Consider the following 26,652-nt stretch of genomic DNA (forward strand, 5'->3'; position numbering starts at 1 on the left):
CAGCTATGACTGGCAGGACCGGGTGATCAAGCAGGTCAATCCCGACACCAGCCAGAAGCTCTATCAATATGCGGCGCAGTCGGCACTTGTGACCGACGTCACCAGACTGCCGGTGTCGCTGACGGTCCTGACCGACGAGGAAAACCATCCGCATCGCAGCTATGCCGACGCGGACGGCAATGTCATCGCCCTGCAGTCGCAGCTCGGCGCGAACTGGGTCACGGAAAACCGCAGCTACGATCCGCTCGGCCGTCTGCTGGGGGTGCGCGACCCGAAGGGCGCGCAATGGACCTATACCTACGACCTGCTCGGCAACCGGCTGACAGCAAGCGATCCGGATCTCGGCAACTGGTCCTATGCCTATGACGATGCCGGCCGGCTGATCCGCCAGACGGATGCGCGTGGCGCGGTGACGACGATGGCCTACGACCAGATGGGCCGGGTCACCCGCAAGGAGGTGACGGAACCGGGAGCGACGGTGCCGACCCTGCTGGCCGAGAACAGCTATGACGAGCCGGCTGCCACCGGCGAGTCGCACAATGCCGGCATGCTGACCAAGGCCGAGAACGCCAATGCGACGGTGACCTACACCCGTTTCTATAACGGCGCCGGCGACAAGGTCATCACCCGGGCGGTCATCGACGGCGTGGCGAACACGACCACCGTCGAGCACGGGCCGACCGGCAAGACCACGGCGATCGGTTATCAGCCTGCCAATATCGTCGTCGGCAAAAGGACCTTGCCCTGGCTCTACAACGACGCCGACCTGCTTTCCAGGATTCCTGGACTGATCGACTCGACCAGCTACGAGGCCGACGGCCAGACGCAGACGATTAATTACATCAATGGCGTGACGACGAGCTTCAGCTATTCGCCGACCCGGCGCTGGCTGGACCGGGTGACGACGGCGAAGGGCACGACGGTGCTGATGGACAATCAGTACAGCCGTGACAAACTCGGCCGGATCAAGACCATCACCGGCCTGGCAGCCAACGACAACTGGACCTATGGCTATGACGATCTCTCTCGTCTGACCGGCGCCGACAACGCCGGCGACAACACCCTCGACGAGACCTACAGCTACGACAGCAATCACAATCTTCTCTCCCGCACGCGGATCGGCAGCTATGTCTATCCCGCGGCATCAGCGATCCGCCCGCATGCGGCAACGCAGATCGGTGCCAAGACCATCGACTATGACGCCAACGGCAACATGGTCTCGGATGGCAGCCGCACGCTGAGCTGGGACGGCGCCAACCGGCTGTCGAGCGTCACCCAGAACGGCGCCACGGTGAGCTTCGCCTATGGACCGGACGGCGCCCGAGTGAAGAAGAGCTGGGGCTTCGGCACGACGCTCTATCCCGACGCCAATGTCGAGATCGACCGCTCGACGCCGGGCACCGACATCTACACACTCTATCCGCATTCAGACGCCAAGATCGTCGTCACATCAGGCAGCACGGAGCAGGACAAGTTCTTCCTGCACCGCGATCATCTCGCCTCGGTGCGGCAGGTGACCAACGAAAGCGGCTACCGGGTCGAGCAGACCGGCTATGCCGCCTATGGCGAAGCCACCAACACCAGCTTCCAGACCAAGAAGAGCTATATCGGCGAACGCTTCGATCCTGAAACCGGGCTGATGTATCTCAATGCCAGATACTACGATCCGGCCTTCGGACGGTTCATCTCGCCGGATGATTGGGATCCGACCAAGGAGGGCGTCGGCACAAACCGCTATGCCTACTCCGAAAATGATCCCGTCAATAAGTCCGATCCGAACGGGCATTCAATTGACCAATCCTCAAACAACTGGGGTCAGAAAAGCGGATACTCCGAGACGAGCAGCAAGTTGAGAGATGCGATCTCTGAAGCGAGATCATCGGTCAGCTTCGGTCTAGGAGGTGGTTATTTCGGATCGCAGAAGGGCTCCAGCCAACAAATCGCAGGCGCGGATCCTAGTGATGCTGATGGCGATGGCACTGAGGACGATAAGCCAGGCGAGTCGCACTTTCAGCCACTTTTTCCTTCGGCAACTCATAAGCAAAAGGTAGGCAGCATACAGATCCACGAACTGGAACTGGGCGGTCCTATGTTGCGGACGCCTAAAGCCGGCTCCGGAGAGACGCAGTCCATAAGCCCAAGGCTTCTCTTAGGTACTCAGACAAAGATGGAAATGAATTCCTCTCAGATAAAGCGTCTCACAAACGATATGAAGTCACGAGGGTTTGATCAGCGCTATCCCATTGATGCAGCCACGATAGGCGGAAAATATTATGTTCAAGACGGACACCATCGGATGGAAGCAGCAAGGCGTGCGGGTATCTCAGAGGTTCCAGTTCGGTTACATGATGTGTCTCCCAGAGACGCGGAAGAGATACTGAACAACTATTACAATACCCTCTTCGGGAGGTAAAATGACTATTTACTCGCTGAAAATCCACGAGCTCTTGAATTTGCAGCATAAACTGCTTTCAGCGTTTACCCGGAATTATCCGGAGGCAAATGACTTTACGTCTTTACTTAACTTTCCTCGCTCGGGAGCTCTTGTCGTTGATGGTGAGCGGTGGAATTTTGTTAAACATGGCTTGGGCTTACGATTCGTTAGAGAGGAGCCTGTTCCGCAGCTTGTTGTAGATATGCATGACCAGCTCGGAAATTATGATAAAGTTGATTGGTGGCGGTTAACGCTATTTCTGGAGTCAATGGGCATCTCAATCGGACGAATAGAGGCGGAGCAAGCGGTTTTAGAACACGATCGCAGGACCCAATAGATTTCTGCAGAACTAGAGGCCTGAGGTGCGGCAGCAATAAGCAGATGATGCCTTCGCGAAGGTTCGACCATCTCCATCGTGATGGCATGTGACCTTGCCCCGTTGAAATCATCCATTTTCCAGCTGAGCCCTGACCGCGCCTGAACTAAGGCGCGGTCAGAGTGAGTTGATCATCTATTGTCCAGCTGCGATCTGACCAGTCTCAGCCCTTGTTCGGTAATGCGGTAGGTCTGGCCGCCTGAAGACTTGATCGCCTTCAGCCGTTTCAATCTCCTGAAGAGATCGAGGTCGACGCCGGGATAGAGCCAGCCGTCGCGGGTGAAGCAGCTGACGTTTTCGACCTTTCTGTAGTCGTCGCGGGTAATTTCGATGCGGCGCCTTGGGCCAAGAGATGCAGGACGCGCTGCTCCGTGCGGGAGATGTCCATGTTGTGAGATCCGATATCGCGCCTTAACGGCAACATGGTCTCGGGCGGTAGCCGCACGCTGAGCTGGAACGGCGCCAACCGGCTGGCGAGCGTCACCCAGGAGAGCTTCGCCTATGGCCCGGACGGAGCCCGGCTTCGGCACGACGCTCTATCCCGCCAATGTCGAGATCGACCGCTCGACGCCCGGCACCGACATCTATACCCCCTATCCGCATCCCGACGCAAGATCGTCGTCACCGCCGGCTCGAGCACGCGGGACAAGTTCTCCTGCATCGCGATCATCTCGCCTCGGCGCGGCAGGTGACCAACGAAAGCGGCTACCATATCGAACAGACCGGCTACACCGCCGGGGCAAGGAACTAGTGCTGCGGCACTATCCACAAGCTTTCCAGACCGAGGAAGCTGAGCGCGCGCCGGGTCAGTGCTCGATACGGACATTCCTACTATCGTTGATGATCTTGTTTTTTCGTATTTCTGTGGCAGCGCTACTTGCATCTGGACGCATTTGCGACTTTAGAATGTAGAAATTTCAGCACGTCTTAATTCATTGGGGGATTCATGCGTCGATTTAAGTTCGGTGCTGCAGCTCTTGCTGCAGCGGCTTCTTTAGCGTTGTTTATGGTGCCGGGAATTAACCCAATCTTTGTCCGCAGCGTGCTCGCTGCCGAGGCCGGCAAGACCTCAGGAAATGGGCTTGGCAAAGGAGGCGCGGCGCTTGGCGGCGTCGCGGGGAGTGTTGCCGAATCGCCCGATCTTGCCGCCGACCCCGCGGCCGCCTCTTCTCAACCCGACAAAACGGTCGATCGAACAAGGCTCGGCAAGGTTGGCAAGGAGCCGGCCGGAGGCGGCGCCGATGGCGAGACGCTGACTGTTGATGGGCGGACCGAAGACGCGGCTTTGCCGGCTGAATCGAAAACGATCGAAGCCATGAGCGTTACCGCATCAGCAGCCGTCGAGCCGGATTCACAAGCCGTGAATGCGCCCGAGAAGGCATCGACCCCGCAAATCTCAAGCAATGGCTCGTTTACACACGATATCGAACTTGATGTGCCTGCCTATCGTGATATCGCGCCCAGATTGGTGCTTCATTACGATTCTGCGCGCAAGTCTCGTCTCGGCGGACTGTATCAAGGCTGGCTGGGATACGGCTGGGGCCTCGAAGGCTTCGACGTCATCGAGCGGGGAAGTCCCGGCGGCGGCGTCCCGACATGGGGTGCCGACGTCTTTGTGCTGAATGGCGAGCCTCTGGTTTCCTGTTCGGTTGCATCCAACTGCCAACCGGGCTCAACGCATACGACGGAACACGAGTCGTTTCAGCGGATCATTTTTACCTCCGCCAACCGATGGACGGTCACCGACAATAAAGGGGTCGTGACGACTTTCCAGTCGGTGGCCGAAATCGCCAACGCCCCGCACAATAATCAAAGTGGGACCGGACGTTATCTGCCCACCTCGGTGGTGGATCCGAACGGCAATCGGGTGACTTACGCCTATACCTGCCCGGATCTCCCCGTATGCTACCCTGCAAGGATCAGCTACGACAGTCATGCCGAAATCGTCTTCCGCTATGAACGGCGGCCCGACTACGAACCGATGGCGAATGGCACCACCATCACCTGGACGACCTATCGGCTCAAAACCGTCTACTACAGCGCTGCTGCCGAGGCTGGTATCAGTGGTGGCTACGTCCTTTCCTATGACCAGGCGCCGTTTTCCAACGCATCCCGCCTGGTGCAGGTCGATCGTTATGGCCGCGATGCGGCGCTTGATTCCTCAGGCAATATCGCTGGCGGGACGCACAAGGTGCTGCGAGCGATGGTCTATGACAATATCAACTATAATTACACGCGGCTGACCAACCAATTCCCCGCGCCGACACCTGGAGATGGGGCAAAGCAACTTTCCTATTTCCTTTCGCGACAGATTGGCGATCTTAATTTCGATGGGAAAGATGAGTTTTACGGGTCCTTTCTGACCTATTCCTATAATTCCGCTCTAGGCGCATATAGGCCTGATCCTCTCCAATTTACGGCAATGAACTTCAGCCCACAAAACGGCGCCGTGTCCCAGACCACGGGGACAACGGTACCAAGGGCAAATCTCACTTACGACAATTTGCCTGTCCCGAATTACTTTGCCGCTCGTTATGTCGCCGGCAAGCCTAAGGACTTGGCGTTCACCTATAATGTTACAAATACCGGCAGCAACGGTTCTGTCACCAAGACCCGCGTCAGTGGCATTATCACCACCGATTCCTCTCTGAATCTATCTGCCTCCCTTTGCCCGGAACCCTATTCTTCTGTCTGCAGCGTCATTCCCACGAATTACGACAGTTCCAATACGGTGAAGAACGCCTCGATCGATACGGATGGCGATGGCATAGACCAGCTTTTCAATATGGGCGATTACATCCGCGGAGTTGCGGACTTTCTCGGGGGTGGCCGCCAAGGCGTGGTCAGGGGCCAAGACCTTTTGGCCTACAAGTATGCCAACGGAACCTCTTGGACGACTGAGGCGATGGGCATCGGTTGCAATTCAGCTTCGGCCTATTGCGCCCTCGCGGACATGAACGGCGACGGTGTGACGGACGTTGTCAGAGCGACGACCTCCGGGACGAGTTATGTGGCGGTAGTGTGGCTCGGCACCGGCAGCAGCTTCATCCAGGTCACGGGCGAGTTGGCCCTCGCGGGGCCGCCGATCCTGCGCGACATGGACAATGATGGGAAGGTCGATGTGGTCGCCACCAAGGATCGCAAGGACACTGATCCTTTCAAGGACCTGAATGCCTATGGTCTCTGGTTCGGTCAGCAAGGCAACACCCTCGTCGTCTCGCCTTTCCTGCAGCGCGGCTCCGGCCTTTCAGGCGATTTCAATGGCGACGGTCTTCCGGATTTCGTCGCTTCGCAAACGGAAACGACGATCTCAAATGCTGGCTCGGGCAATCCCAATCTCCTGCGCGGGATTACGCTTGCGACGGGCGGAACGATCAACATCGATTACACCCCCTCGACGCGTTTTGCCAACAGCTTCATGCCAATGGTCATGCATGCGGTGACGACGCTCACCGTGGATGACAGGCGCGGCTACGGCAATAGCGTGACGAATTATGCCTATTCCGGCGGTCTCTATGATCCTGCTGCCCGCAAATTCCTTGGCTATCGCACCGTTACAGAGACGAAGCCGCTCGCAGCCGGGGAGACGTCCAATCCGATCCTGGTGACGACGTATCGGCAGGACCTCGCCAGTTACGGACTGCCGGAAACAACGGTTTTGCGCAACGGAGCAAATACGGAATCCAAACGGGTTGCACAGGAATATACCATCAACACGGGTTCAAAGCCCTATGTGGCCAGAAACAAGGCGACGGCGACGACGCTGACCGAAGGAGGATTGACCACATTCCTACGGACGGAGCGGAGTTTCGATGCTTACGGAAACGTAATTGAGATCACGGACCGCGGCCGCACGATCGATGCCGCCGGCAACCAAACCACGGGTCTCACCACTGGCGACGAGAAGAGAACCACATTTACCTTCGCGCCAAATATATCCGCCTATATCGTTTCGCTTCCGACTTCCAAGATTGTCCGGATTGGAGAAATGGCGTCGACGGTCGGTGCGTATGAGGAATACCTCTATGATGGAGCGACGTCGATATCGTCGCCGCCGCTCAAGGGCAATCTGACGCAGAAGATTGGCTATATGGGTTGGGGCGGTACGCCGCGGACGTCGCCGACCAGCTATGCCTATGACGCCTATGGCAATCGGATTGCCGAAACCGATGCGCTCGGCAATCGCAGCGAATGGGACTACGACGACACCTATCACCTCTATCCGGTGGCCGAACGGGCGCCGCGCTACTTCGCCAATGGCGCCCTGACGGGTGATAGCCGCTTCGTCAGCACGACCACCTACGATCTGGTCTGCGGCCTGCCGGCGACGAAGTCCGACTGGAACGGCATCGTCGAGACCTACACCTATGACGCCTATTGCCGGCCCTATGGCTATGTGAATGCGGGCTCGGGGTACTACATCAATATCCGTTACCAGAACGAGGGCAACCCTAGGGAGCAGTTGGTCGCGACCTACACGCCAAAGACCAACGGCTCGGGCGAGGTGTTTAGCCAAACCTATTACGACGGCCTTGGGCGGCCTTGGCAGATGGTGACGCCTGGCGATGCCAGCTCCGGCCCCAGACGGGTCGCCTATACAAGTTATGACCGCAGGGGCAATGTCGAGAGCACCACTTTCCCGCACTTCGCGGGCGAAACCCGACAGTGGACGAGGAAGAGCTACGATTGGCAGAATCGGGTGACCAAGGTGGTCAATCCCGACAGCTCTCAGAGAACCTATCAATATTCCGTCTTCACCTCGAAATACTGGCTCACGTCAGAAGTTTCATTCGAATATGTCCTGGAGACGAACGAGTTGCAGATACAGCGTCGCGTCCACAGCAACTCCGATGGACGCGTCGATGTCATTGTGCCGTTGGCCTCTGGAGCGAGTACCGAGTATCGCGCCTACGATGGGCTCGGTCGATTGGTATTTGTCTCCGACGGTACCGAAGGCGCGCAATGGACCTACACCTACGATCTGCTCGGCAACCGGCTGACGGCAAGCGATCCGGATCTCGGCAACTGGTCCTATGACTATGACGATGCCGGCCGGCTGATCCGCCAGACCGATGCACGCGGTGCGGTGACGACGATGGCCTACGACCAGATGGGCCGGGTCACCCGCAAGGAGGTGACGGAACCGGGAGCGACGGTGCCGACACTGCTGGCTCAGAACAGCTATGACGAGCCGGCTGCCACCGGCGAGTCGCACAATGCCGGCATGCTGACCAAGGCCGAGAACGCCAATGCGACGCTGACCTATACCCGTTTCTATAACGGCGCCGGCGACAAGGTCATCACCCGGGCGGTCATCGACGGCGTGGCGAGCACGACCACCGTCGAGCACGGCCCGACCGGCAAGACCACGGCGATCGGTTATCAGCCTGCCAATATCGTCGTCGGCAAAAGGACCTTGCCCTGGCTCTACAACGATGCCGACCTGCTTTCCAGGATCCCGGGACTGATCGACTCGACGAGCTACGAGGCCGACGGCCAGACGCAGACGATCAATTACATCAATGGCGTGACGACCAGCTTCAGCTATTCGCCGACCCGGCGCTGGCTGGACCGGGTGACGACGGCGAAGGGCACGACGGTGCTGATGGACAATCAGTACAGCCGCGACAAACTCGGCCGGATCAAGATGATCACCGGCCTGGCAGCCAACGACAACTGGACCTATGGCTATGACGATCTCTCTCGTCTGACCGGCGCCGACAACGCCGGCGACAACACGCTCGACGAGAGCTACAGCTACGACACCAATCACAATCTTCTCTCCCGCACGCGGATCGGCAGCTATGTCTATCCCGCGGCATCAGCGATCCGCCCGCATGCGGCAACGCAGATCGGTGCCAAGACCATCGACTATGACGCCAACGGCAACATGGTCTCGGATGGTAGCCGCACGCTGAGCTGGGACGGCGCCAACCGGCTGGCGAGCGTCACCCAGAACGGCGCCACGGTGAGCTTCGCCTACGGACCGGACGGCGCCCGGGTGAAGAAGAGCTGGGGCTTCGGCACGACGCTCTATCCCGACGCCAATGTCGAGATCGACCGCTCGACGCCCGGCACCGACATCTACACCCTTTATCCGCATTCAGACGCCAAGATCGTCGTCACATCAGGATCGACCGTGCAGGACAAGTTCTTCCTGCACCGCGATCATCTCGCCTCGGTGCGGCAGGTGACCAACGAAAGCGGCTACCGGGTCGAGCAGACCGGCTATGCCGCCTACGGCGAAGCCACCAACACCAGCTTCCAGACCAAGAAGAGCTATATCGGCGAACGCTTCGATGCCGAAACCGGGCTGATGTACCTCAATGCCAGATACTACGATCCGGCCTTCGGGCGGTTCATCTCGCCGGATGACTGGGACCCGACCAAGGAAGGCGTCGGCACCAACCGCTACAGCTACTCCGAAAATGATCCCGTCAATAAAAGCGATCCGAATGGGCATATAGGTGGTACGGTCGGGAACGTTGGAATGAAGACATTCTCCGAAACAATTGGGAATGCTTTGCGCGCACTGGAGAGTTTTTTTGGTGGAACGACAGGGCAATCTGTAGCTCGATCGGCCGCAGGAGCAAGGACGTTTGCTGCGGCGGGACCATCGGGCTCCCCAGCAATGGCTGTCGCAGCAACTACCACTGCAGCACTTCTCGCAACGACAACCTCGACCGCGACTAAGGCGCAGGAAGAAGCCAACAAGCGTCTTGTCTATCGAGGGCTTCGGCAAGACGAAGTGCCCTATCTCGCAACAGGTCTGATGGCGAAAGATCCCCTTGCCCAACTCGACCCGAGCTATCATATTGCTGACGACGGACAGGAGCGGAGCCAGTACATTTCGACGTCTAAATCGCTAGCCGTAGCGCAAGAATATGCGGCCAGCGGAAGAGCGCCATCGGATACGGTGGTTGCTATTGATCTGAACCGTGTTCCGAGCAGACACTTTGATTATTCCCAAGGCGGCACTGGGAATCCAAAAACTGACAGCCTTGCTATCGCAGATCAGGAAGTCTTAATCGAGAGATACGTGCCCGCAGCGGCTATTGTCGGAATTATGAGAGGCGCCAATGGCTGGAAAATGGGGGAGGGCAAACGATGAGGTTTGCTGAACAAATTCAACAGGAATTCAGTCGCGGTGGCTTCTTCTATAACATCCGGAAGATGGCTTTTATAAAGATTGAAGCCGTGAGAGCCATTGAGAAGATACGTCATCTTGATGCTGCTGCGTATAGTGATAGTGAGAAAATGGAAGTGGCACTGTTGATCTGGGACCTTCCAATCTTGATGTTGTGGTGGAGGGACGGATGTGTGGATATGGGAGCAGACAAAAGCGAATTTGAGGCGTATGCCCGGGAATTCCAGCGCGTTGTCGAAGAAAAACTTAAAATTCTTTTGCAGAAGCCGTCGAGCAAAGACGATATATCCCGTGAGCATTAACCGAAAGAAATGGAGCTGATGCGGCAGCAAGAGTTAGATGACGTTTCGCGTTTGGAACTAGTTACCAGCTGACCTGCCACCGAGAGTTTCTGTCCGACGCGTGGAAGTCGATCCCAACAACTTCACTTTGGTTTTCGGGAACGGAAGATGGACGCGTTCACCACTCGCCGCGCCGATAAAGGCCGATACCGGCAATGTAGTTGGCGGGATGTTCGGCCTGCGCTGAACTTTCACCCAGTGACGACTTAGAGCCTGGGGGTTTTGAATACGCCAACAGGCGCGGTGTGAGCAACGGAAACGCGAAGCTTCATCTTGCGTAGCGTTGGAGCCGGTTTCGGCCATGGTCCCGGCGAAGTCTGCCGGGGTTTGACACCAAGCGATGAGTGCGGCGGGAAAGGGTTTGGTCGTCCGCCTGACTTTGCCCCGTTGAAATATTCCAATTCGAAGCTGAGCCCCGACCGCGCCGATCTAAGGCGCGGTCAGAGTGAGTTGATCATGACCTGCCACTGAACTTTCATCCAGCGGCGATTAGAGCCCCGGCGGTTTTCGATACGCCATTTGGCGCGGTGGGAGCAACCGGCGGAAACGCGTAGCCTTCATCTTGCGCAGCGTTGGAGCCGGTTGCGGCGATAGTCCCGGCATAGTTGGCCGGGGTCTGATATCCGAGCGATGAGTGTGGCCGGAAATTGTTGTAGTCCTCCGCCCATTCGGAAATGGCGCTGCGGGCGTGGCCGAGACCGAAGAACAGGCTCTCGTTCAGCAGTTCGTCGCGCATGCGGCCGTTGAAGGATTCGACGTAGCCGTTCTGCATCGGCTTTCCCGGCGCGATGTAGTGCCATTCGACCTTGTGCTCCTTTGACCAGGCGAGGATCGCGTTCGACGTGAACTCCGTGCCGTGGTCGGAGACGATCATGCCGGGCTTGCCGCGCCGTTCGATAAGCGCCGTCAGTTCGCGGCGACCCGACGCCCGCAGATTGATGTGTCGGGGATTGCCGCCAGGCATTCGCGCGTCACGTCATCAACGATGTTGAGCACGCGAAACCTCCTTCCGCAGGCAAACTGGTCGTGGACGAAATCCAGCGACCAGCGGGCATTGGCCTTCGCTTCGACCAGGATCGGCGCACGGGTGCCGACGGCACGCCGTCTGGCTTTGCGCTTGCGGACCGAAAGACCTTCCTCGCGATAAAGACGATAGATGCGGTTGACCCCGGACGGCTCTCCCTCCCGCTTGAGCAGGACGAACAGCCGCCGGTAGCCGAAACGCCGTCGCTCGTTGGCGAGGTCGCGCAGTCTTGCCCGCAGTTCGACCTCCGGCGGTCGGCTCGGCCGATAACGGATCATCTTGCGGTCGGCGGATATGATCTGGCAGGCCCGCCGTTCAGAAAGATCCATCACGGTCTTCAGATGCGCGACGGCGTCACGCTTGGCGGCAGGCCCTACCATTTTTTTGCCAGAAGCTCGCGGAGTGCGGCGGCATCCAGCATCTGCTCGGCGAGCAGCTTCTTCAGCTTGGCGTTCTCCTCTTCGAGCGCCTTCAGACGCTTCGCCTCGGAGACCTCCATACCGCCGTATTGGCTTTCCAGTTGTAAAATGTCGCGTCCGAAATCCCATGCTTGCGGCAGAGCTCGGCCACCTTCGCGCCAGCCTCCTGCTCCTTCAGCACCGCAATAATCTGCTCTTCCGTAAATCTCTGCTTCTTCATGCGTCCGTCCTTCAATGGGCCGGACTCTAATCCAATCTGGAGGAAATTACCCGTGGCAGGTCACGAGCCAGCAGGAGTGCGGACCTCGCGAACGAGGCGCTGAATGGAAAAATTACCAATCGGTCCCACGACAAGCGCGAAAATGTGGCAAGCCCGTGGGGGCAGCGGTAGGATGGGCTGTCGAAGATACGGAATGGAGCGAAGATGGATATCAAGGAAATCCGCAAACGTGCGCAGGGGGTAGCTCGCGGAGAGGTAACCGCGAATGAATTGGAGTATGCGAGAAGTATCCTTAGATCGTCGCGAGGAAATATCAGTTCTGCGATATATGTTGTCGGTCTTTGCGGCGACGCTTCTGATGCGATATTGATCGAAAGGTATTTGTCGGGTCCGGATCGCGACATTTACGGGGAGCTGGCTCTAAAAGCGTTATGCAGATACCTGGGCCTGGTCGAAAAATACAGAGAAATGCTGCGCTCTTTGATTATGTCAGACGACGATATCGGATGGGAGAACAGCCGGATGAGCGCGATAAACCTAGCTGACATCTATCTTGAAAATTTCGATGATCGTGAATTAGGGTGCAGGTTATTAGAGATCATGATCAACGAAGCGGATAAAGACCGGATTGCCGCCCGCAATAGCTTAGTGCATATCCTTCAACTGAGATCAGAACTGGCAGAGCCTTTTGCAATGGACTTAGACATAACCTCCGGTGATGCTAAGATGATCGTGGCCGCAGCAGAAAGGCGGTTTCGCTGCTCCGCTCTTAACAGATTTCATTGACTCGAGTGTCGAAGCCCAAACAAGGCGAGTCGGTGTCATTGACAGTGGCACGAGCCAACGGCGGCTTCGAGTGTTGAAGGGGGACCGCGCCAACCGGTTATCAAACGTCGCCGAGACGACGCTCCGGTGACCTTCACTTATCCGGTCGCCAAGGTCGCAATCGGTGCAGGTAGCACCACGCAGGAAAAGTCCTTCTTACACCGCGATCATCTCGCCTTGGTGCCGCAGACGGCGAACGAAAACGGCACCCGGTCGAGCAGACCGGCTAAACCTCCTAAGACGAAGCCACCAACAGCAGCTTCCAAACTATGTAGAGCTATATCGGCGAAAGCTTCAATCTAAGCCGACCGGATGTGTCTGCGTTAGCCCAAGAGGGGACGGTTAAGAAGCCGACGTTGGAGGCTTCTGAGGTGAAACGCTATACTGAAGACCAGCGGCGTTTTCCATTCATTAAATATCTACTAATAATTGTGGAAACTAATAGCATTTCAGCCGCCCTCGGATGCGGGCAGATGACGAGGTGCGTAATGTCTCTTCATTAGAAGAGCGAGTCCCTTTCATGAAATCTGTGGTGCCCCTTTGTCTGTTCGGCTTGCTGCTGCTCGCCGCCTGTAGCTCCACGGATTCAGTAGAAGATGTGCTGTCGGTCAAGCTGAACGAACTGGATTCCACCGGCAAACCTCTTCCGACCACCCGCTTCTCGTCCCGCGTTATTGGTAGCGCGTCATCGGACCAAAACTTCAATGGCGCCATGCACCAAGGGAGCGGCACATTCGTGTCTTACGGCGCTCCGCCCGTGTCAGTCGGACAGCTTTCGAAGGGTGGAGATGGCTACAGCCTCAATCTTGTCGGGGCGTCCATTGCGGCGGCCGCAAAAAGCGTACTCGGAGATACGCTCGGCCTGAACTATATCGTCGATCCACGCGTCTCCGGCACCGTGACATTGCAGACGACAAGCCCTGTGTCTCGCGAGGCACTCCTCGATATTTTTGAGGCCGCTTTGTCCGTCAACGGTGCAGTCGTGGTGAAGCGGCAAGATAGCTATCAAGTCGTTCCTTCTTCTGAGGCGTTTTCCTCGACCCCACAGGTGAGCGTGCCATCGGTCTCGCCGAAGGGGCCTGGCATCAAGGTGCAAGTGGTCGAGCTCAAATATGTCTCCGCCGAGGAGATGAAGGGTATCCTTGAGCCGATCAGCCGCCAGGGCTCGATCCTGCGGGTGGATGCGACACGCAACCTTCTGATGCTTGCCGGTACGAACAATGATCTTTCCGCCATGCGCGAGGCAATCAGCGTATTCGACGTCGATTGGATGGAAGGCATGTCGGTCGCTCTTCATCCCTTGAAAGCGTCACAGCCATCTGCCGTCGCCAAAGAGCTCGACACGATCTTTGCCAACGACAGCGGCGGCGGCAAGATCATTCGCTTCATTCCCAACGAGCGCCTGAACTCGGTATTGGTGATCACCTCGCGCCCGGCGTACCTGCAGCGCGCTTCAAGCTGGATTCAGAAGCTCGATCGGCTTGCAAGCACCAACGAAGAGCAGCTCTTCGTTTATGACATCCAGAACCGGCCCGCAAAAGAGCTTGCCAAGGTATTGCAGGCTGTCGTCAACGGACAGTCGTCTTCAGACGCGGCCGGCCAGTCCGCAAACGCAGTTGCTCCCAATCTCGAGCAGGCGAGCCTTTCAACGGCGGATGACCAGGCCCAAACGGCAGAGGCGACTGAAACAGCTGCGCCGAGCCCGCTCGAAGGCTACAGTGCGGAACCGGCCAAGGTGAAAACCTCGATTGTTGCCGATGTCGAAAACAACGCCTTGCTGATTTCCACGACCGCTCGGGAATATGAGCATATTCAACAGCTCTTGCGGCAGCTGGATGTCGTCCCGACCCAGGTTCTTCTCGAGGCCGTTATCGCTGAGGTGACGTTGAACAACGAACTGAAGTTCGGTCTTCGCTGGTTTTTCGAAAACGGCAATTTCGGCGTCGCATTTTCAGATCTTGCAAGTGGAGGCACTCGCATGGCATTTCCCGGCTTCGGCTGGAGCTATGCGACCAACGACATCCGCGTGACGCTGAACGCTCTCTCCAGCATCACAGACGTCAACGTCGTTTCGGCGCCAACGCTGATGGCGTTGAACAATCAAAAGGCGACGTTGCAGGTTGGTGACCAGGTTCCGATCGTGACGCAGCAGGCCGCAAGCGTGAACGGAGATTCGCCGGTCATCAATTCAATCCAGTTGAAGGATACAGGCATTATTCTGTCGGTGATTCCGCGGGTGAATAGTTCCGGGCGAGTCATGCTCGACATCGAGCAAGAGGTCAGCGACGTCGTGAAGACGACTTCATCAGGCATTGACTCGCCAACCATTCAACAGCGCAAAGTCTCGACGCGGGTGGTTGTGAACGACAACGAAAGTTTGGCTCTGGGCGGTCTGATCCAACAGAAAAACAGCGTGGACCGCAGCCAAGTGCCGCTTCTCGGCGATATTCCGCTCCTCGGCAATGCCTTCAAGAACAAGACGGATTCGATCAAGAAAACCGAGCTCCTGATTTTCATCAAACCACGCATCGTTCGCGACGTGAGCGAAGCCCGCGATGTGACCGACGAGTTTCGCAGACAACTGGACTTCCGGTCGGACATTCAAAAAAGACGCGGAGGAAAAAATGCCGTTCAACAGGATCTCAAGCGGCTGGCCTATTGATGTTGCTCGTTCCCTTCGCTGTGATCCTCGCTGTCTGCATGCTTGCGGTCAGCTATGTCGACTTTCACCGTCTGGTGATTCCGAACCGGTTGAATGCGATCGTTCTCGTTGTCGGCGCGGCCTTCAAACTCTTGGCCGGGCTTGAGGCATTGGCCCTCGCGCTCCTGTTCGGCGCATTTGTCTTTCTGATGTTCTGGACCCTGAGGTACGTCTATTGGCGTTTCAGAGGCGTCGTCGGTCTTGGCCTCGGGGACGTCAAGTTCGCAGGTGCCGCAGCGGTTTGGCTGGATCCGTGGAGCTTTCCCGCCTTCCTGTTCATCGCATCCGCTCTTGCACTGCTTTATTTCTGCGTCATCGCCAAGCGAACACCTGACATCACATTGCTTCGGGTTCCCTTCGGCCCGTTTCTGGCGCTCGCGTTGTTCGTCACATGGAATTTCAACACCTTTTACAGTCAGGCGATTGGATAATGACCAAATACATTCCGAACAGTAATGAGCAGTCAGCGGATCGCAATCAGGCGATTGAAGGCTTTACACTCGTTGAACTATTGGTCGTACTCGCCATCATCGGCCTGATTGCCGCTCTCGTGGCGCCACAGGTGTTGAAGTACCTGGGTTCAGCAAAAGTCGAGACCACAAAAGCTCAGATCAAGAACATCGAAAACGCGATAGAGCTCTACTACATCGATGTCGGCCGTTACCCCTCTACCGAGGAGGGGCTAACCGCACTCACGCAGACGCCATCCGACGGCAGTGTCTGGAACGGCCCCTACCTTAGGAAGTCCGGTGTCATCCTGGATGCCTGGGGCACGGCTTATCAGTATAAGAGCCCGGCGGAGGACCGGCCTTACGAGGTAATCTCCCTTGGGCGCGACCGCAAGGCTGGGGGGCAGGGGCAGGACGCAGATATTCGGAGCGAATAGCTTAATGGCTCACCGCAAGAAGGCTATTCTTGCGGCGGAAATCGGCGCCGTGCCGCGTTTTGCCTCCAAGGTTATCTTGACAGCATAAGGCATCTTTTCCGGACGATTCCATTGGTTCAACCACGTCGGAGCGGTTTGGCCTTCGGGGGGCTGCGGCGCATCCATGAATTCAAAATGGGCGTCAACGATATCCTCGATGATGGAAAAGGATACCGGCGCGGGCATCGCTCTTCCCAAGCGGCGTGGAGCATCACGCAGCACGATTGAGACGCTTCCGCCATTTTCCTGGAGCTCGATGAGGACGTCCCGAAGAGCAAGCTGATCCGTCCCCACTCTCAGCACGGTCGGAAAATGCAACGAATGAGAAGTTCCTTCGAATGCAAGCCGTTTTTCACTGGTGCCCGTAAGAAGATAAACGCTGCGTGCATCGGCGATCGTTTGCTGAAGAAATTCGATTGCGGCGATCATTTCCGTTTGGCCATCAGCGCCTTCAGTCAACCTTCTTAGCGGGCGAAACTGAGTGATTGCCCCGATCATGACGGCACTCAGCGCGGCAAGCAGCGCAAGCGTCACCAGCATTTCGACAAGAGTGAACCCTTCTTCGTCCTTCCTTGAGTTTACGGACAGCGTCATGGCTGTTGACCTTGCACCAATGACGTAACCAGGAAGGTCTGACGAAACGCGCCGGCTTTTGGTCCGACAGAGATGATGGCAAATGAATTCGAACTGCTTGTCGCGTCTCGTTCGCGCGGCGAGACCATGCGAATTCTCCAACGCAACAGACCCATTTTTCCTTCTTTCTGCCGTGCGCTGGCGCTTGTCAGTTTGGGAATTTCTTCCGCCCGCAATGTCTGCACTAACTCCAACATTTCATTTCGTTCAGTCGCGGTTCGGTAACTCCTAACAGCAATTGCCAAAGTCTGAGATGCGATAGCCATCGAAATCGATAGGATGACAAAGGCTACGATCATCTCCAATAGAGTAAAGCCTGCATCGTTCTGCAGTGGCGGATTAATCATCGGACACCATTGTGGCGGAGCCCGTTAGCCAACTGATCTTGACCCTGATCTCCTTCTCCTTATCGGTACGAAGCCGGATCTCGCCACCCGACGAGCTTCCATCAGCAAGAAACTGAATGCTCCCCTTGGAGGCAGTGGTCGCGGCATTGCGGCCAACCGTCGCGACCATCGACATAGAAGCCGGAATAACGATATCTTCATGTTTGATATCAAAATGCACGGTGCGTGTGGCCGTATCGATCGATAGAGTGGTATCTGACCCCCGCTTGATGGCGACCAATCGCGCTAAGCGCGCGCCTCGAACGATTGAAGACGCGACGGTTGCTGTTGTAGACGAACCCGCACGATGAAATTGCGGTAGTGCGACGGCGAGAACCATCCCTAATATCGCCAAAACCACAAGCATTTCCATGAGCGTAAAACCAGCACTCCCGGCATGGCGATGGGCGGAGCTTCTTGCGCTCATTGCGTGCTCAGCTCGTTGACGCTGAGAAGCGCCGTCATGACAGAGATGACCAGTCCGCCGACGAGCAGTCCCAGCAGGATCGTTATCGCTGGAGTGATGAGCGAGAGAAGACTATCGAGGGTCCTCTGGGCCCCAGATCGCAGGATATTCGATCCGTTGGCGAGTACGGCAGGGAGCTTGTTCACCTCGTCTCCGACTGCGGTCAGCGACACGACGCTCGGCGGGAATAGTTTTGTCTCCGCTAAGGCCTCGGCAAGGCGCCGCCCTGATATCACCGCTTCGCGGATCGGTGACAACTTCGTTCTGCAAATGGAAATCGTGCACGCATCGGCAGCCAGAGCCAGAGCCTCGGGCATGGCAACAGCATTTTCGAGTAGCAGCGCTAGGGTCTGCAGGTAGCGGGCAAGCGCCATCTTGACAATGAGTGGCCCGAAAATCGGCATCTTGAGCGCGACAGCCATCATCAATCGGGAGAGCTCTTGGGCCCGCCATGCAAAAAGAATTCCGGTAAGGGTCAGAACCGACACAGCGACAGGCGGGAAGGCTGGATTTTCAATGAACTTTCCAACTGCCGACAAGACGGCGATCAGCAAGGGGGTCTCTCGCTCCGAGCTCTGGAAGATTGGTTCAAGAGCCGGCACAAGCACGAATGTGACGACGCCGAGCGCTATGATCATCATGACGAGCAGAAAGGCCGGATAGAGCAGCGCATCCATCAACTGCTTGCGTTGATTCTTCCGGCGTTCCAGGTCGGAAGCGATGACCGAGAGAACATGCCCCAGCCGGGCCGTTTTCTCCCCACTTGCGATCAGCGACAGAATGTCATCCGGCAGATCGTCGAGCGAAGCGAATGCTGATGAGGCCGCCGCCCCGGCAGATATCTGCTCCAGCATAGCGTCGAGACGCTCGCGCTCGTTTTGGTGGGTAGCGGAAGCGCTCAGCGAACGCAGGGACTGGTCTAACGTTAGCCCGGCCGCCACCAAGACTGCCAAATTGCCGAAGAACCGGGCTTGGTCAAAACTCGGCTCGAACTTGGGAAGACGCAGATATGACTGCAAACCTCGATCGCCATAGGGCCGAACGTCGGAAATCGTCACGCCCGGTGAGCGAAGCTTCCGGCGAGCATCGGCGATATCTGTGGCTTCGACCGTGCCAGACCGTTTTCGGCCGTCACCAGAAAAAATGCTGTATCCAAACTTAGGCATGGCGACTAATCCGCATCGATGACACGCAAGACTTCATCCATCGTTGTCAGGCCTCTTTCCACCAGCTTTTGCCCGTGTTGGCGAAGTGGAACCATGCCGTTCTCAATGGCCACAGCTTCGAGATCTTCTTCGGCGCTGGTCGCGCGCATCTCTTCCTTGAACCGCTCGGAAACCTCCAGGATCTCATAGGTAGCCCTGCGTCCCTTGAAGCCGGTTCCTTCGCAAGCGATGCAGTCGGCTTTGAACGCGAGGTCTCGACAAACTTCGCAGCATTGCCGCAGAAGCCGCTGGCCGATCACGCCTCTGATTGTTGCTGCCAGCAAAAACGGTTCGACTCCCATATCGCGAAGCCGATTGAACGCACCGATCGCGCTGTTCGTATGCAAGGTCGAAAGAACGAGTCGACCAGTGAGTGCCGCCTGAATTGCGATCTCGGCGGTTTCGCGATCGCGAATCTCCCCGACCAGAACGATATCGGGATCCTGCCGCAGCACAGAACGGAGCGCAGTGGCAAACGAAAGGCCGATCCCTGGATCGATCTGCAATTGCGTGATGCCGGCAATGCGATATTCGACAGGATCTTCGACGGTGAAAATCTTCACGCTCGACCGATTGAGCCCCGACAGGATCGAATAGAGGGTTGTTGTCTTACCGGATCCGGTCGGGCCAGTCACCAGAATGAGGCCATTCGAGCGCCTCGTCAGATTGTCGAGCTTGCTCGCCGCGGCCGGATCATAGCCTAGTGATGCCAGATCGAGTTTGATGTTCTCGCGATCGAGAACGCGAAGTGCTGCCGTTTCCCCATGCACCGAAGGCACGACGGAAAGACGGAAGTCGACCTCCTGGCCTCTGACGGCCAAACGCAATCTGCCATCCTGCGGCAGACGACGTTCGGCTATGTTAAGCCGCGCGAGAATTTTCAAACGGCTTATCACGCCCGTATGAAGCGATTTGGGCGCATTATCCGTTTCGAGCAGGATACCGTCGCGGCGAAGCCGGATACGGAGCGTCTCTGCCTGCGGCTCCAGATGAATGTCTGTCGCTTTATCGTCGATTGCTCTTTGGACAATCTTCGAGACAAATTTAACAACAGGGGCATCGCGCGCCACATCAAGGAGTCGCTCGAGATCGACATCGAGGGCCCCTTCCTCTACAAGCGACTCATCGAGCGGGGCGTTCGACTCTCGTCGAAGACGGCCAATATGCTCTTCGATGGTGCTTCTCGGCGCCACACCAATTCGCAATGGCAGATCGAAGAGGTAAGAGACTGCCTCGGTTGTTTGATGATCAAATGGGTCGGCGACAGCTAGGCGAAGATAGTCATCGGCCTTCTCCAGGGGAACGATCGCCTTCTCGGTTGCGAAATCCCAGCCCAGCCTTTCGAGCCATTCAAGGCCGTTTCCGGGGAGGCCATCCTCGATGACCTCGAGATCGAGGGAGCTCGCGATCTCTGATGCAATCGTAAGTTCGGCAAGTACGCCCAGTTCCCGAATAACCACGTCCAATGGCTGGCCGGTCTGCCGCCTTGCAGATCTTATTCGCTGAATGGCTTCCGGAGTGACCAACCCGCTATTGACGAGATGAGCGAGAAATTTCTCAGAACGTTCCATCACCTGCATTGTTACAATGCCTCCTTGAGCCAAGAGGCCGCATCAGGTCCTAAGAGGAGCCCACAATCCGAAAGACCGCGCCGTGAAATCGACGAAAGCGGCAACGCCCACACACGGCGGTTGGTTTGTCGACCGTCACCGGTCACCACGATTCTGGCATCCGTTGCCCATTCGCCTTGGCTGTTGATTTTTGTCGCCAGCGTATAGGTGCCCGAAAGCTGCAGCCGGTGTCGAATTTCACCGCTAACATCAGTCAGATGAGAGCGGAGGGAGGCAGATGCGAATTCGCGGCTGACAGCGGCGCTGTGGCTATCGACGGTGAATATTTCGCTGATCTGTTCCGGGCTGAACCGCCGCATTTCCGGAAAATCGAGGAGTTCAACCACATCTTCGAAGGGCGCGTGCTTGAAGCCGTATTCCGGCTCCGACTTGGCCGGGATCGGCGAATTGGAAGATTGCCGAGAGCGAAATAGAATAACTGCGCTGGCGACATCCGTAACTTGTGGGGCGGTCAAGCCTAAGGCCGCCAAGCCGGCTTCTATGGTGGCTAATCCAGCGACATTAAGATCAATGAGACCGGCATGATCGAGAATGCGAAGCGTCACGATCGCGTCGCCGGAGGCGCATGACCTTCCACTCGCTTCTCCGGCAATGGTTGCGGCCCAGGCGCCATCGGTTTCAAGCTTCATTGCGGTATAGGCATTGATCGCCTCCGCCGCATAGGCAAGCCGGCTCCGCTCGAAACTGTGATGGGAGGTCAGAGCGGCGAGACGGGCAGCGGATGAAAACGGGATCAGTAGCGCAGCGAATAACAACAGAAAGGCAAGCACCGCGAGGAGCGCAAAACCATCCTCATCAGCGCAGTCGTCTGCTCGCCTCTTAGTTATGTCGGACATCGAGGCCTTCAGCGGGATAGAGGTTGACGACCGCCTGCTGATCTCCGGCGCGCAAGACGACGCTGTCAATGTCGATACGGTCGATGGTCCACCCCTCGATCGTGCCGCCGATTGGCAGCCATTGCGATGGGGCATCTGTGTTGACCGCCAATAGCGCCGATAGGTCAGGGCCAATTTTTCGAATGCCTTCAAGGCGAAAGGCGGGAAGCTGCACCGCTGGCGCAGCGACAACCGGCTCGGGCGGAGGTATTGCAGGGACAACAACGGGGAGGAATTCCCGGCGTGTTGGACTGAATACTGGCCTGGACAAGGTCTCAGGTGAAGTGGACAAGTCTACTGTCGCCTTGGTCTCCAACGCTGGCGTGGCCGAAGGACGAATTGTCCTTTCTTCGGAGGCGTCAGGCGGAGAGATATCGACCGCCATTTCATACAGTGCGAAATTGACAAGGCAAAGCGTGCTGAGTGCAGCAGCGGCGCTCAACGTCGTCAGAAAACTCGTGTCAGGGACTCGAAATCTCATTTGGCTTCTGCCGCTCTTTGCCGGCCGCTCGTTGCCGGATTGACCGACCCGTAGATTTCCATGCTTGTTGAGAGCTGAAGCGGCGCCTGAAGCTGTCCCTGTTGGATAGGGTTGGTTGCCCGAATGGTAGCTTTTCGAATGACAAGCGGAGGTCTCGACGTCTCGATGCCGACCATGGCTCTATGAACGGACGATAAGCTTCCCTGGATATCAGCTGTGACCCCAATTAACGGCACGCCGTCGCGCGAAGATTCCGAAAGAACACTAATGGAAATAACGACCGCCCCGGCTTCTCCTGCGATCGCGTTGATGCGCTCCTGAAGTCGCGCACGTGTCACGGGCATTGTATCGCCCTGGAGGTAGAGGGCAGCGGCAACGTCGGCGGAAATGGCCGTGGATGCTCCATCCAGAGGCCGTCGCGACAATATTGCGTTCAGCTTGCCGAGTTCAAATCGCTTCGCGTCAATGTCGCTCGCCAGGCCGCGCAGCTGGTCTCCTGTAAGCACTGAAATCCAGATGACGCACAACGTGCCAAAGGCGAGCAATCCAAAGGCAACCATCTGCTGCACCCGCTGCGGTGCGTTCATCAGTCCGATCAGCAGGTCCGTCATTTCCGCTCGACCTTCAGGCGCATCTCAAAATGCTCGTCTGTTCCGCCAGCCTCGCGCACAACCGGTGACGTAAAACTGGGCTCGCTAAAGAGCTGAGACTCTTCCAGCGGCCCGATCAAGCTCGCCGCCGACTGGGAAAAGCCCGACATGGTCACTGTTTCCTCGTCGATCGACATGTCGGAAAGCCATGCCGTATCCGGCAATTGACGGCTCATCTCTTCCCATATTTGGATGACGGGAACGGACTCATCTTTGCGCCGCCGCGCGGTGTCCAAAGCGGCGACGGCTTTCGCGCGCTCATTTAAAGATGCCCGCACTGCGCTTGCCTGCTCTCGCTTTGCGGCGATCTCACTTTCAAGATCCGATAGTGCGCCCTCGTATCGAAGGACCGCGTGCGCAAGCGTCAGGCCGGCCGCCAAAAGCAGCAGAGATAGGGTTATTGCCGTTCGTGTCGAATGGGACAGGGAAAGAGCAGCTTTCGGCAAAAGCTCGCTGACTGCTCTTTGCGTGAGATGAATGGCCGAGCCATCTGAGACGGCGAGCGAGATGCCTCCGATCTTTATTTTGGCGGCGGTGAGAGCGGAAACGACCGGATCGAGCAAGGGTTTCTTTACAATGGCGTAGGTCGTGCCTTCGGAGGCGTTGCCTGTGATCGGCATAAGGTAAACGTCGTCGTGACGAAATGGAGTTGCCGCGGTCAAGTCGGCGGCCGCTATGTCCCTGGCCCTGGAATAGGGAAGCTGGGATCTCGTAATCGCGCGGCGAATATAGCGATCCTCGGCCAGCACCAGCGAGCAGGTTCTGCGACGTCCGAGAATTGTTTCGATCTCGGCAAGAGATACCACATCTGCTCGCGAGCGATCAGGCCAGATAACGGAAACTCCCGGTCGTCCTATTTCGACGGTGGGGTAGTGCCTGCTTTGAGGTCGCAGAAATAACATGCGCCGAATCTCGGCGTACCACCAGTCCCGGAAATCGAGCGCGCTATCGACAATCGGTTGCATGAATTTATGAGGACCGAATCACTAGTTTTGTAATCAATACAATAATGCGAACTACCACGCGTTGCAGGATTCGAGCGCGTTGCGGCACGCTATCCACAGGCTTTCGGAGCGTCGTAGAAGTGAATGCCGAACACTGGATCTGATCTCAGATGCTTCCTACACTGGCGTTAGTTGCATTTATTTGCATTCCGACGTAGGTGCTACTTGCGCTGCCAAGTGTTTTCGACTTTAGAGGGTGTAAATTTCAGCACGTTTTGATTCATCTGGGGGATTCATGCGTCAGTTTCGTTCGGGTGTTGCGGCTTCTGCTGCAGCTGTTCTCTTTGCGTTGTTTGTTGCGCCGGGAATAAACTCTGCCATTGCCGGAACGGCGATTGCGGGCGAGACCGGCAAAACCAATGGCAGCGGCCTTGGCAATGGAAGCGCGGCCGGCCTCGGCGGGACAGCCACAGACGCTCCGGCGATGTCCGATATTACTTCCGAGCCTGCGGCCGCTTCTTCGCGACCGGACAAGGCGGTAGACCGAACCACGCTCGGCAAGGCCGGCTCAGCGCCGGCCGACGGCGAGACGCTGACCGTTGACGGGCAGGCCAAAGACGCGGCCTCGTCGCCTGAGTCTGATACGGCGCAGCCTGCAGGCGCGACCACGCTTGCGGCGACGGCCGCAGCGGTTGAACCGGATTCACCCGCGGTCAATGCGCCGGAGAAAGCTTCGGTTCCTCAAATCTCCAGCAATGGGTCTTTTACGCAGCTCATCAGCCTCGACCTGCCAGCTTATCATGACATCGCTCCAAAACTGGCGCTTCATTACGATTCTGCGCGCAAGTCTCGCTTTGGCGGTTTGTATCAAGGCTGGCTTGGGTACGGCTGGGGGGTAGATGGATTTAGCGTTATCGAGCGCCCCGGTGCTGGGGTCCAGTCGGGGTCTTCAGAAAACATCTTCATGCTCAATGGCGAAAACCTGATATTTTGCACCGCTGCGTCGTGGTGCCCGGCCGGAGCCAACTTTACGACCGAGAATGAGTCGTTCCTACGCATTGTTTACGACAATCCTACCAATTCATGGACAGTGACCGACAGGAATGGAGTTGTTTCTAAATTCATGTCGGTGGCGGCGATCGCAGGAGTAGACCTGCCGAAAGATGTTGACGCCAACCGTCCCAAAAACTTCGGGCGTTATCTTCTTACCTCCGTCGCCGATCCGAATGGACATCAGGTGAGATACACCTATTCCTGCCCGGACCTTCCGATGTGCTATCCGGCAACGATCGATTATGACAGCCAAGCACAAATCGTCTTCGGCTATGAGCGTCGTCCAGATTTTCTGCCGATGGCGAATGGATACAGCCTGACTTGGACGACTTACCGGCTCAAATCCGTGTACTACAGTAACACGGTTGAGGGGGGCGTAACCGGCGGCTATACCCTGACATACGACCAGGCCCCATTTTCCAATCTGTCTCGTCTCATCCGGGTCGACCAATATGGACGAGATGCAGTCATTGATTCGTCCCACAATATCGTTAGTGGCACGCATAAGACCATACGGTCGATGGTCTACGACAACATCAACTACAGCTACACGCGGTTGAACAACCAGTTCCCGGCGCCGACGTCTGGGGATGCTGCAAAGCAGCTCTCCTATTTCCTTTCCCGACAAACAGGCGATCTGAATTTCGATGGCAGAGACGAGTTCTATGGATCCTTTCTCGCCTATCACTATGATTCGACTTTGCGTACCTATGTGGCGGACCCCCTCAAATTTACGTTGACGAAATTTAGCGGCACCGGCGCTGTCGCCGGCACGTCGACTGTCGCTGTTCCAACGAATTCTTGTTATGAGGGAGCGCTGGTTCCGAACTATTTCGGCGGCCGTTTTGTGTCGGGAAAGCTGACCAAGGATCTCGCATTTACCTATAACGTGCGAAACAGATGCAGCATTATCGACAAGACCCGTGTTAGCGGCATTATCACAACCGATGCCTCGTTGAACGTGTCGACTTCGCTGTGCCCGAACGCCAATACTGCTGTCTGTAACGCCATTCCCACGGATTACGACAGCACAAATTCTGTCAAGAATGTCTCAGTGGACTGGGATAGCGACGGAATCGATCAGTTGTTCAATGTCGGCAACGACATCCGCGGAGTCGCTGACTTTTTAGGCTACGGTCGCCAGGGTTACGTCAGAGGCCAGAACCTTAGCGCGTACAAATATGCCGGCGGCAGCACGTTTAATTCCCAGGATATGGGCATCGATTGCAGTTCCGCCTCGGCGTATTGCGCCCTTGCGGACATGAACGGTGACGGCGCGACGGACGTTGTCAAAGCGACGCCGTCCGGATCGGGGAGCTACGTGGCAACGGTCTGGCTCGGGACTGGCTATAGCTTCATCCAGGTTGCAAGCGGCTTGACACTTGATGGCACGCCGATCCTGCGCGATATGGATAATGACGGTAGGGTGGATGTCGTCGCGGCTAAGGATCGTAGAAATACCGATCCCTTCAAGGACCTCAAAGCCTACGGCCTGTGGTTTGGCAGCTCTGGCAATAGCTTGGTTGTGTCGCCTTTCCTGCAGCGCGGTTCCGGTCTGTCGGGTGACTTCAATGGCGATGGCCTTCCCGACTTCGTCGCTTCGCAGACGGATACTGTCATTTCCAATGCCGGTTCGGGCAATCCCAATCTGCTGCGGAAAGTCACCTTGGAAACGGGGGGGACGATTGCGGCCGATTATGCTCCATCGACGAGCTTTTCGAACAGCTATATGCCCCTCGTCATGCATCCGGTGACGAGGGTGACCGTCAATGACGGACGCGGAAACTCCGCCGCCACCAGCTATTCTTATTCCGGGGGTCTCTACAATCCGGCCGCCCGGAAGTTCCTGGGTTATCGCACCGTCAGCACGACCAAACCAATCCTAGCTGGAGATACCGCCGCTCCGATCGTCGTGA

18 protein-coding genes and 2 pseudogenes are annotated in these 26,652 nt (G+C 57.0%); 9 read left to right on the top strand and 11 right to left on the bottom strand.

Annotated elements, in window-relative coordinates; genetic code table 11:
• The coding region (locus HJC00_RS31135) for an RHS repeat-associated core domain-containing protein (protein WP_221165127.1) at nucleotides 1-2,413 on the top strand (2,413 nt) is incomplete at its 5' end.
• Nucleotide 2,414: 1 nt separating this feature from the next.
• Nucleotides 2,415-2,771 (top strand): DUF6896 domain-containing protein, encoded by a 357-nt coding sequence (locus HJC00_RS31140; RefSeq protein WP_221165128.1) that lies wholly within the window; start codon nucleotides 2,415-2,417, stop codon nucleotides 2,769-2,771.
• A gap of 170 nt (nucleotides 2,772-2,941) precedes the next feature.
• Here HJC00_RS31140 and HJC00_RS31145 read toward each other — a convergent pair.
• Nucleotides 2,942-3,198 (bottom strand): annotated as a pseudogene (locus tag HJC00_RS31145) (YjhX family toxin).
• 558 nt (nucleotides 3,199-3,756) lie between these two features.
• Here HJC00_RS31145 and HJC00_RS31150 point away from each other — a divergent pair.
• Both HJC00_RS31150 and HJC00_RS31155 read left to right on the top strand, forming a co-directional pair.
• A complete protein-coding gene (locus HJC00_RS31150) occupies nucleotides 3,757-9,921 on the top strand; it encodes an RHS repeat-associated core domain-containing protein (RefSeq protein WP_221165129.1) in 6,165 nt (2,054 codons plus the stop codon).
• Entirely contained in the window at nucleotides 9,918-10,259 is a 342-nt protein-coding gene (locus HJC00_RS31155; protein WP_210628093.1) for a hypothetical protein, read from the top strand. The genes HJC00_RS31150 and HJC00_RS31155 overlap by 4 nt, the downstream gene beginning before the upstream one ends.
• 514 nt (nucleotides 10,260-10,773) lie before the next feature.
• On the opposite strand, the pseudogene HJC00_RS31160 reads toward HJC00_RS31155, so the two are convergent.
• Nucleotides 10,774-11,961, bottom strand: a pseudogene (locus HJC00_RS31160) (IS3 family transposase).
• Nucleotides 11,962-12,165: 204 nt separating this feature from the next.
• Here HJC00_RS31160 and HJC00_RS31165 point away from each other — a divergent pair.
• From HJC00_RS31165 to gspG, 4 genes are all read left to right on the top strand, one after another.
• Entirely contained in the window at nucleotides 12,166-12,747 is a 582-nt protein-coding gene (locus HJC00_RS31165; RefSeq protein WP_210628092.1) for a hypothetical protein, read from the top strand.
• Nucleotides 12,748-13,306: 559 nt separating this feature from the next.
• On the top strand, nucleotides 13,307-15,448 hold the full coding sequence (gene gspD / locus HJC00_RS31170) for a type II secretion system secretin GspD (RefSeq protein WP_210628091.1): 2,142 nt from the start codon (nucleotides 13,307-13,309) through the stop codon (nucleotides 15,446-15,448).
• Nucleotides 15,448-15,918 carry an A24 family peptidase gene (locus HJC00_RS31175; RefSeq protein WP_210628090.1) on the top strand — a complete coding sequence of 157 codons (471 nt, stop codon included), beginning with the start codon at nucleotides 15,448-15,450 and terminating at the stop codon, nucleotides 15,916-15,918. Before gspD ends, HJC00_RS31175 begins: the two co-directional genes overlap by 1 nt.
• Entirely contained in the window at nucleotides 15,918-16,373 is a 456-nt protein-coding gene (gene gspG, locus HJC00_RS31180; protein ID WP_210628089.1) for a type II secretion system major pseudopilin GspG, read from the top strand. The genes HJC00_RS31175 and gspG overlap by 1 nt, the downstream gene beginning before the upstream one ends.
• Before the next feature lie 9 nt (nucleotides 16,374-16,382).
• Here the strand turns inward: gspG and HJC00_RS31185 are convergent, their stop codons facing one another.
• From HJC00_RS31185 to HJC00_RS31225, 9 genes are all read right to left on the bottom strand, one after another.
• Complete coding sequence (locus HJC00_RS31185) at nucleotides 16,383-17,006, bottom strand: prepilin-type N-terminal cleavage/methylation domain-containing protein (RefSeq protein WP_210628088.1); 624 nt, start codon at nucleotides 17,004-17,006, stop codon at nucleotides 16,383-16,385.
• Complete coding sequence (locus HJC00_RS31190; protein ID WP_221156814.1) at nucleotides 17,003-17,392, bottom strand: type II secretion system protein; 390 nt, start codon at nucleotides 17,390-17,392, stop codon at nucleotides 17,003-17,005. The genes HJC00_RS31185 and HJC00_RS31190 overlap by 4 nt, the downstream gene beginning before the upstream one ends.
• Nucleotides 17,385-17,858, bottom strand: a complete 474-nt coding sequence (locus tag HJC00_RS31195) for a GspH/FimT family pseudopilin (RefSeq protein ID WP_221156828.1) — start codon at nucleotides 17,856-17,858, stop codon at nucleotides 17,385-17,387. Before HJC00_RS31195 ends, HJC00_RS31190 begins: the two co-directional genes overlap by 8 nt.
• Complete coding sequence (locus HJC00_RS31200) at nucleotides 17,855-18,955, bottom strand: type II secretion system F family protein (RefSeq protein WP_221165130.1); 1,101 nt, start codon at nucleotides 18,953-18,955, stop codon at nucleotides 17,855-17,857. Before HJC00_RS31200 ends, HJC00_RS31195 begins: the two co-directional genes overlap by 4 nt.
• Nucleotides 18,956-19,068: 113 nt before the next feature.
• Nucleotides 19,069-20,682 (bottom strand): GspE/PulE family protein, encoded by a 1,614-nt coding sequence (locus tag HJC00_RS31205; protein WP_221156818.1) that lies wholly within the window; start codon nucleotides 20,680-20,682, stop codon nucleotides 19,069-19,071.
• 2 nt (nucleotides 20,683-20,684) lie between these two features.
• Nucleotides 20,685-21,569 carry a hypothetical protein gene (locus HJC00_RS31210; protein WP_221165131.1) on the bottom strand — a complete coding sequence of 295 codons (885 nt, stop codon included), beginning with the start codon at nucleotides 21,567-21,569 and terminating at the stop codon, nucleotides 20,685-20,687.
• On the bottom strand, nucleotides 21,553-22,050 hold the full coding sequence (locus HJC00_RS31215; protein WP_221165132.1) for a hypothetical protein: 498 nt from the start codon (nucleotides 22,048-22,050) through the stop codon (nucleotides 21,553-21,555). Before HJC00_RS31215 ends, HJC00_RS31210 begins: the two co-directional genes overlap by 17 nt.
• A 35-nt stretch (nucleotides 22,051-22,085) precedes the next feature.
• On the bottom strand, nucleotides 22,086-22,700 hold the full coding sequence (gspM, locus tag HJC00_RS31220; RefSeq protein WP_210628081.1) for a type II secretion system protein GspM: 615 nt from the start codon (nucleotides 22,698-22,700) through the stop codon (nucleotides 22,086-22,088).
• The gene (locus HJC00_RS31225) at nucleotides 22,697-23,704 is read right to left on the bottom strand and encodes a PilN domain-containing protein (protein ID WP_221156826.1); all 1,008 of its coding nucleotides are present in this window, start codon (nucleotides 23,702-23,704) and stop codon (nucleotides 22,697-22,699) included. The genes gspM and HJC00_RS31225 overlap by 4 nt, the downstream gene beginning before the upstream one ends.
• A gap of 274 nt (nucleotides 23,705-23,978) precedes the next feature.
• Between HJC00_RS31225 and HJC00_RS31230 the strand changes: the two genes are divergently transcribed.
• Nucleotides 23,979-26,652: toxin TcdB middle/N-terminal domain-containing protein (locus HJC00_RS31230; RefSeq protein ID WP_311044206.1), on the top strand; the 2,674-nt coding region annotated here is incomplete at its 3' end.

Source organism: Rhizobium sp. NLR22b (assembly GCF_019685295.1).
Lineage (GTDB): Bacteria > Pseudomonadota > Alphaproteobacteria > Rhizobiales > Rhizobiaceae > Rhizobium.

What these genes read in the sequence shown, in the direction of transcription:
- gspD (WP_210628091.1), top strand. Translation starts at nt 13,307, where the DNA reads ATGAAATCTGTGGTGCCCCTTTGTCTGTTCGGCTTGCTGCTGCTCGCC.
- HJC00_RS31150 (WP_221165129.1), top strand. Translation starts at nt 3,757, where the DNA reads ATGCGTCGATTTAAGTTCGGTGCTGCAGCTCTTGCTGCAGCGGCTTCT.
- HJC00_RS31195 (WP_221156828.1), bottom strand. Translation starts at nt 17,858, where the DNA reads ATGAGCGCAAGAAGCTCCGCCCATCGCCATGCCGGGAGTGCTGGTTTT.
- HJC00_RS31140 (WP_221165128.1), top strand. Translation starts at nt 2,415, where the DNA reads ATGACTATTTACTCGCTGAAAATCCACGAGCTCTTGAATTTGCAGCAT.
- HJC00_RS31155 (WP_210628093.1), top strand. Translation starts at nt 9,918, where the DNA reads ATGAGGTTTGCTGAACAAATTCAACAGGAATTCAGTCGCGGTGGCTTC.
- HJC00_RS31190 (WP_221156814.1), bottom strand. Translation starts at nt 17,392, where the DNA reads ATGATTAATCCGCCACTGCAGAACGATGCAGGCTTTACTCTATTGGAG.
- HJC00_RS31210 (WP_221165131.1), bottom strand. Translation starts at nt 21,569, where the DNA reads ATGTCCGACATAACTAAGAGGCGAGCAGACGACTGCGCTGATGAGGAT.
- gspM (WP_210628081.1), bottom strand. Translation starts at nt 22,700, where the DNA reads ATGACGGACCTGCTGATCGGACTGATGAACGCACCGCAGCGGGTGCAG.
- HJC00_RS31225 (WP_221156826.1), bottom strand. Translation starts at nt 23,704, where the DNA reads ATGCAACCGATTGTCGATAGCGCGCTCGATTTCCGGGACTGGTGGTAC.
- HJC00_RS31165 (WP_210628092.1), top strand. Translation starts at nt 12,166, where the DNA reads ATGGATATCAAGGAAATCCGCAAACGTGCGCAGGGGGTAGCTCGCGGA.
- HJC00_RS31205 (WP_221156818.1), bottom strand. Translation starts at nt 20,682, where the DNA reads ATGCAGGTGATGGAACGTTCTGAGAAATTTCTCGCTCATCTCGTCAAT.
- HJC00_RS31185 (WP_210628088.1), bottom strand. Translation starts at nt 17,006, where the DNA reads ATGACGCTGTCCGTAAACTCAAGGAAGGACGAAGAAGGGTTCACTCTT.
- gspG (WP_210628089.1), top strand. Translation starts at nt 15,918, where the DNA reads ATGACCAAATACATTCCGAACAGTAATGAGCAGTCAGCGGATCGCAAT.
- HJC00_RS31175 (WP_210628090.1), top strand. Translation starts at nt 15,448, where the DNA reads ATGTTGCTCGTTCCCTTCGCTGTGATCCTCGCTGTCTGCATGCTTGCG.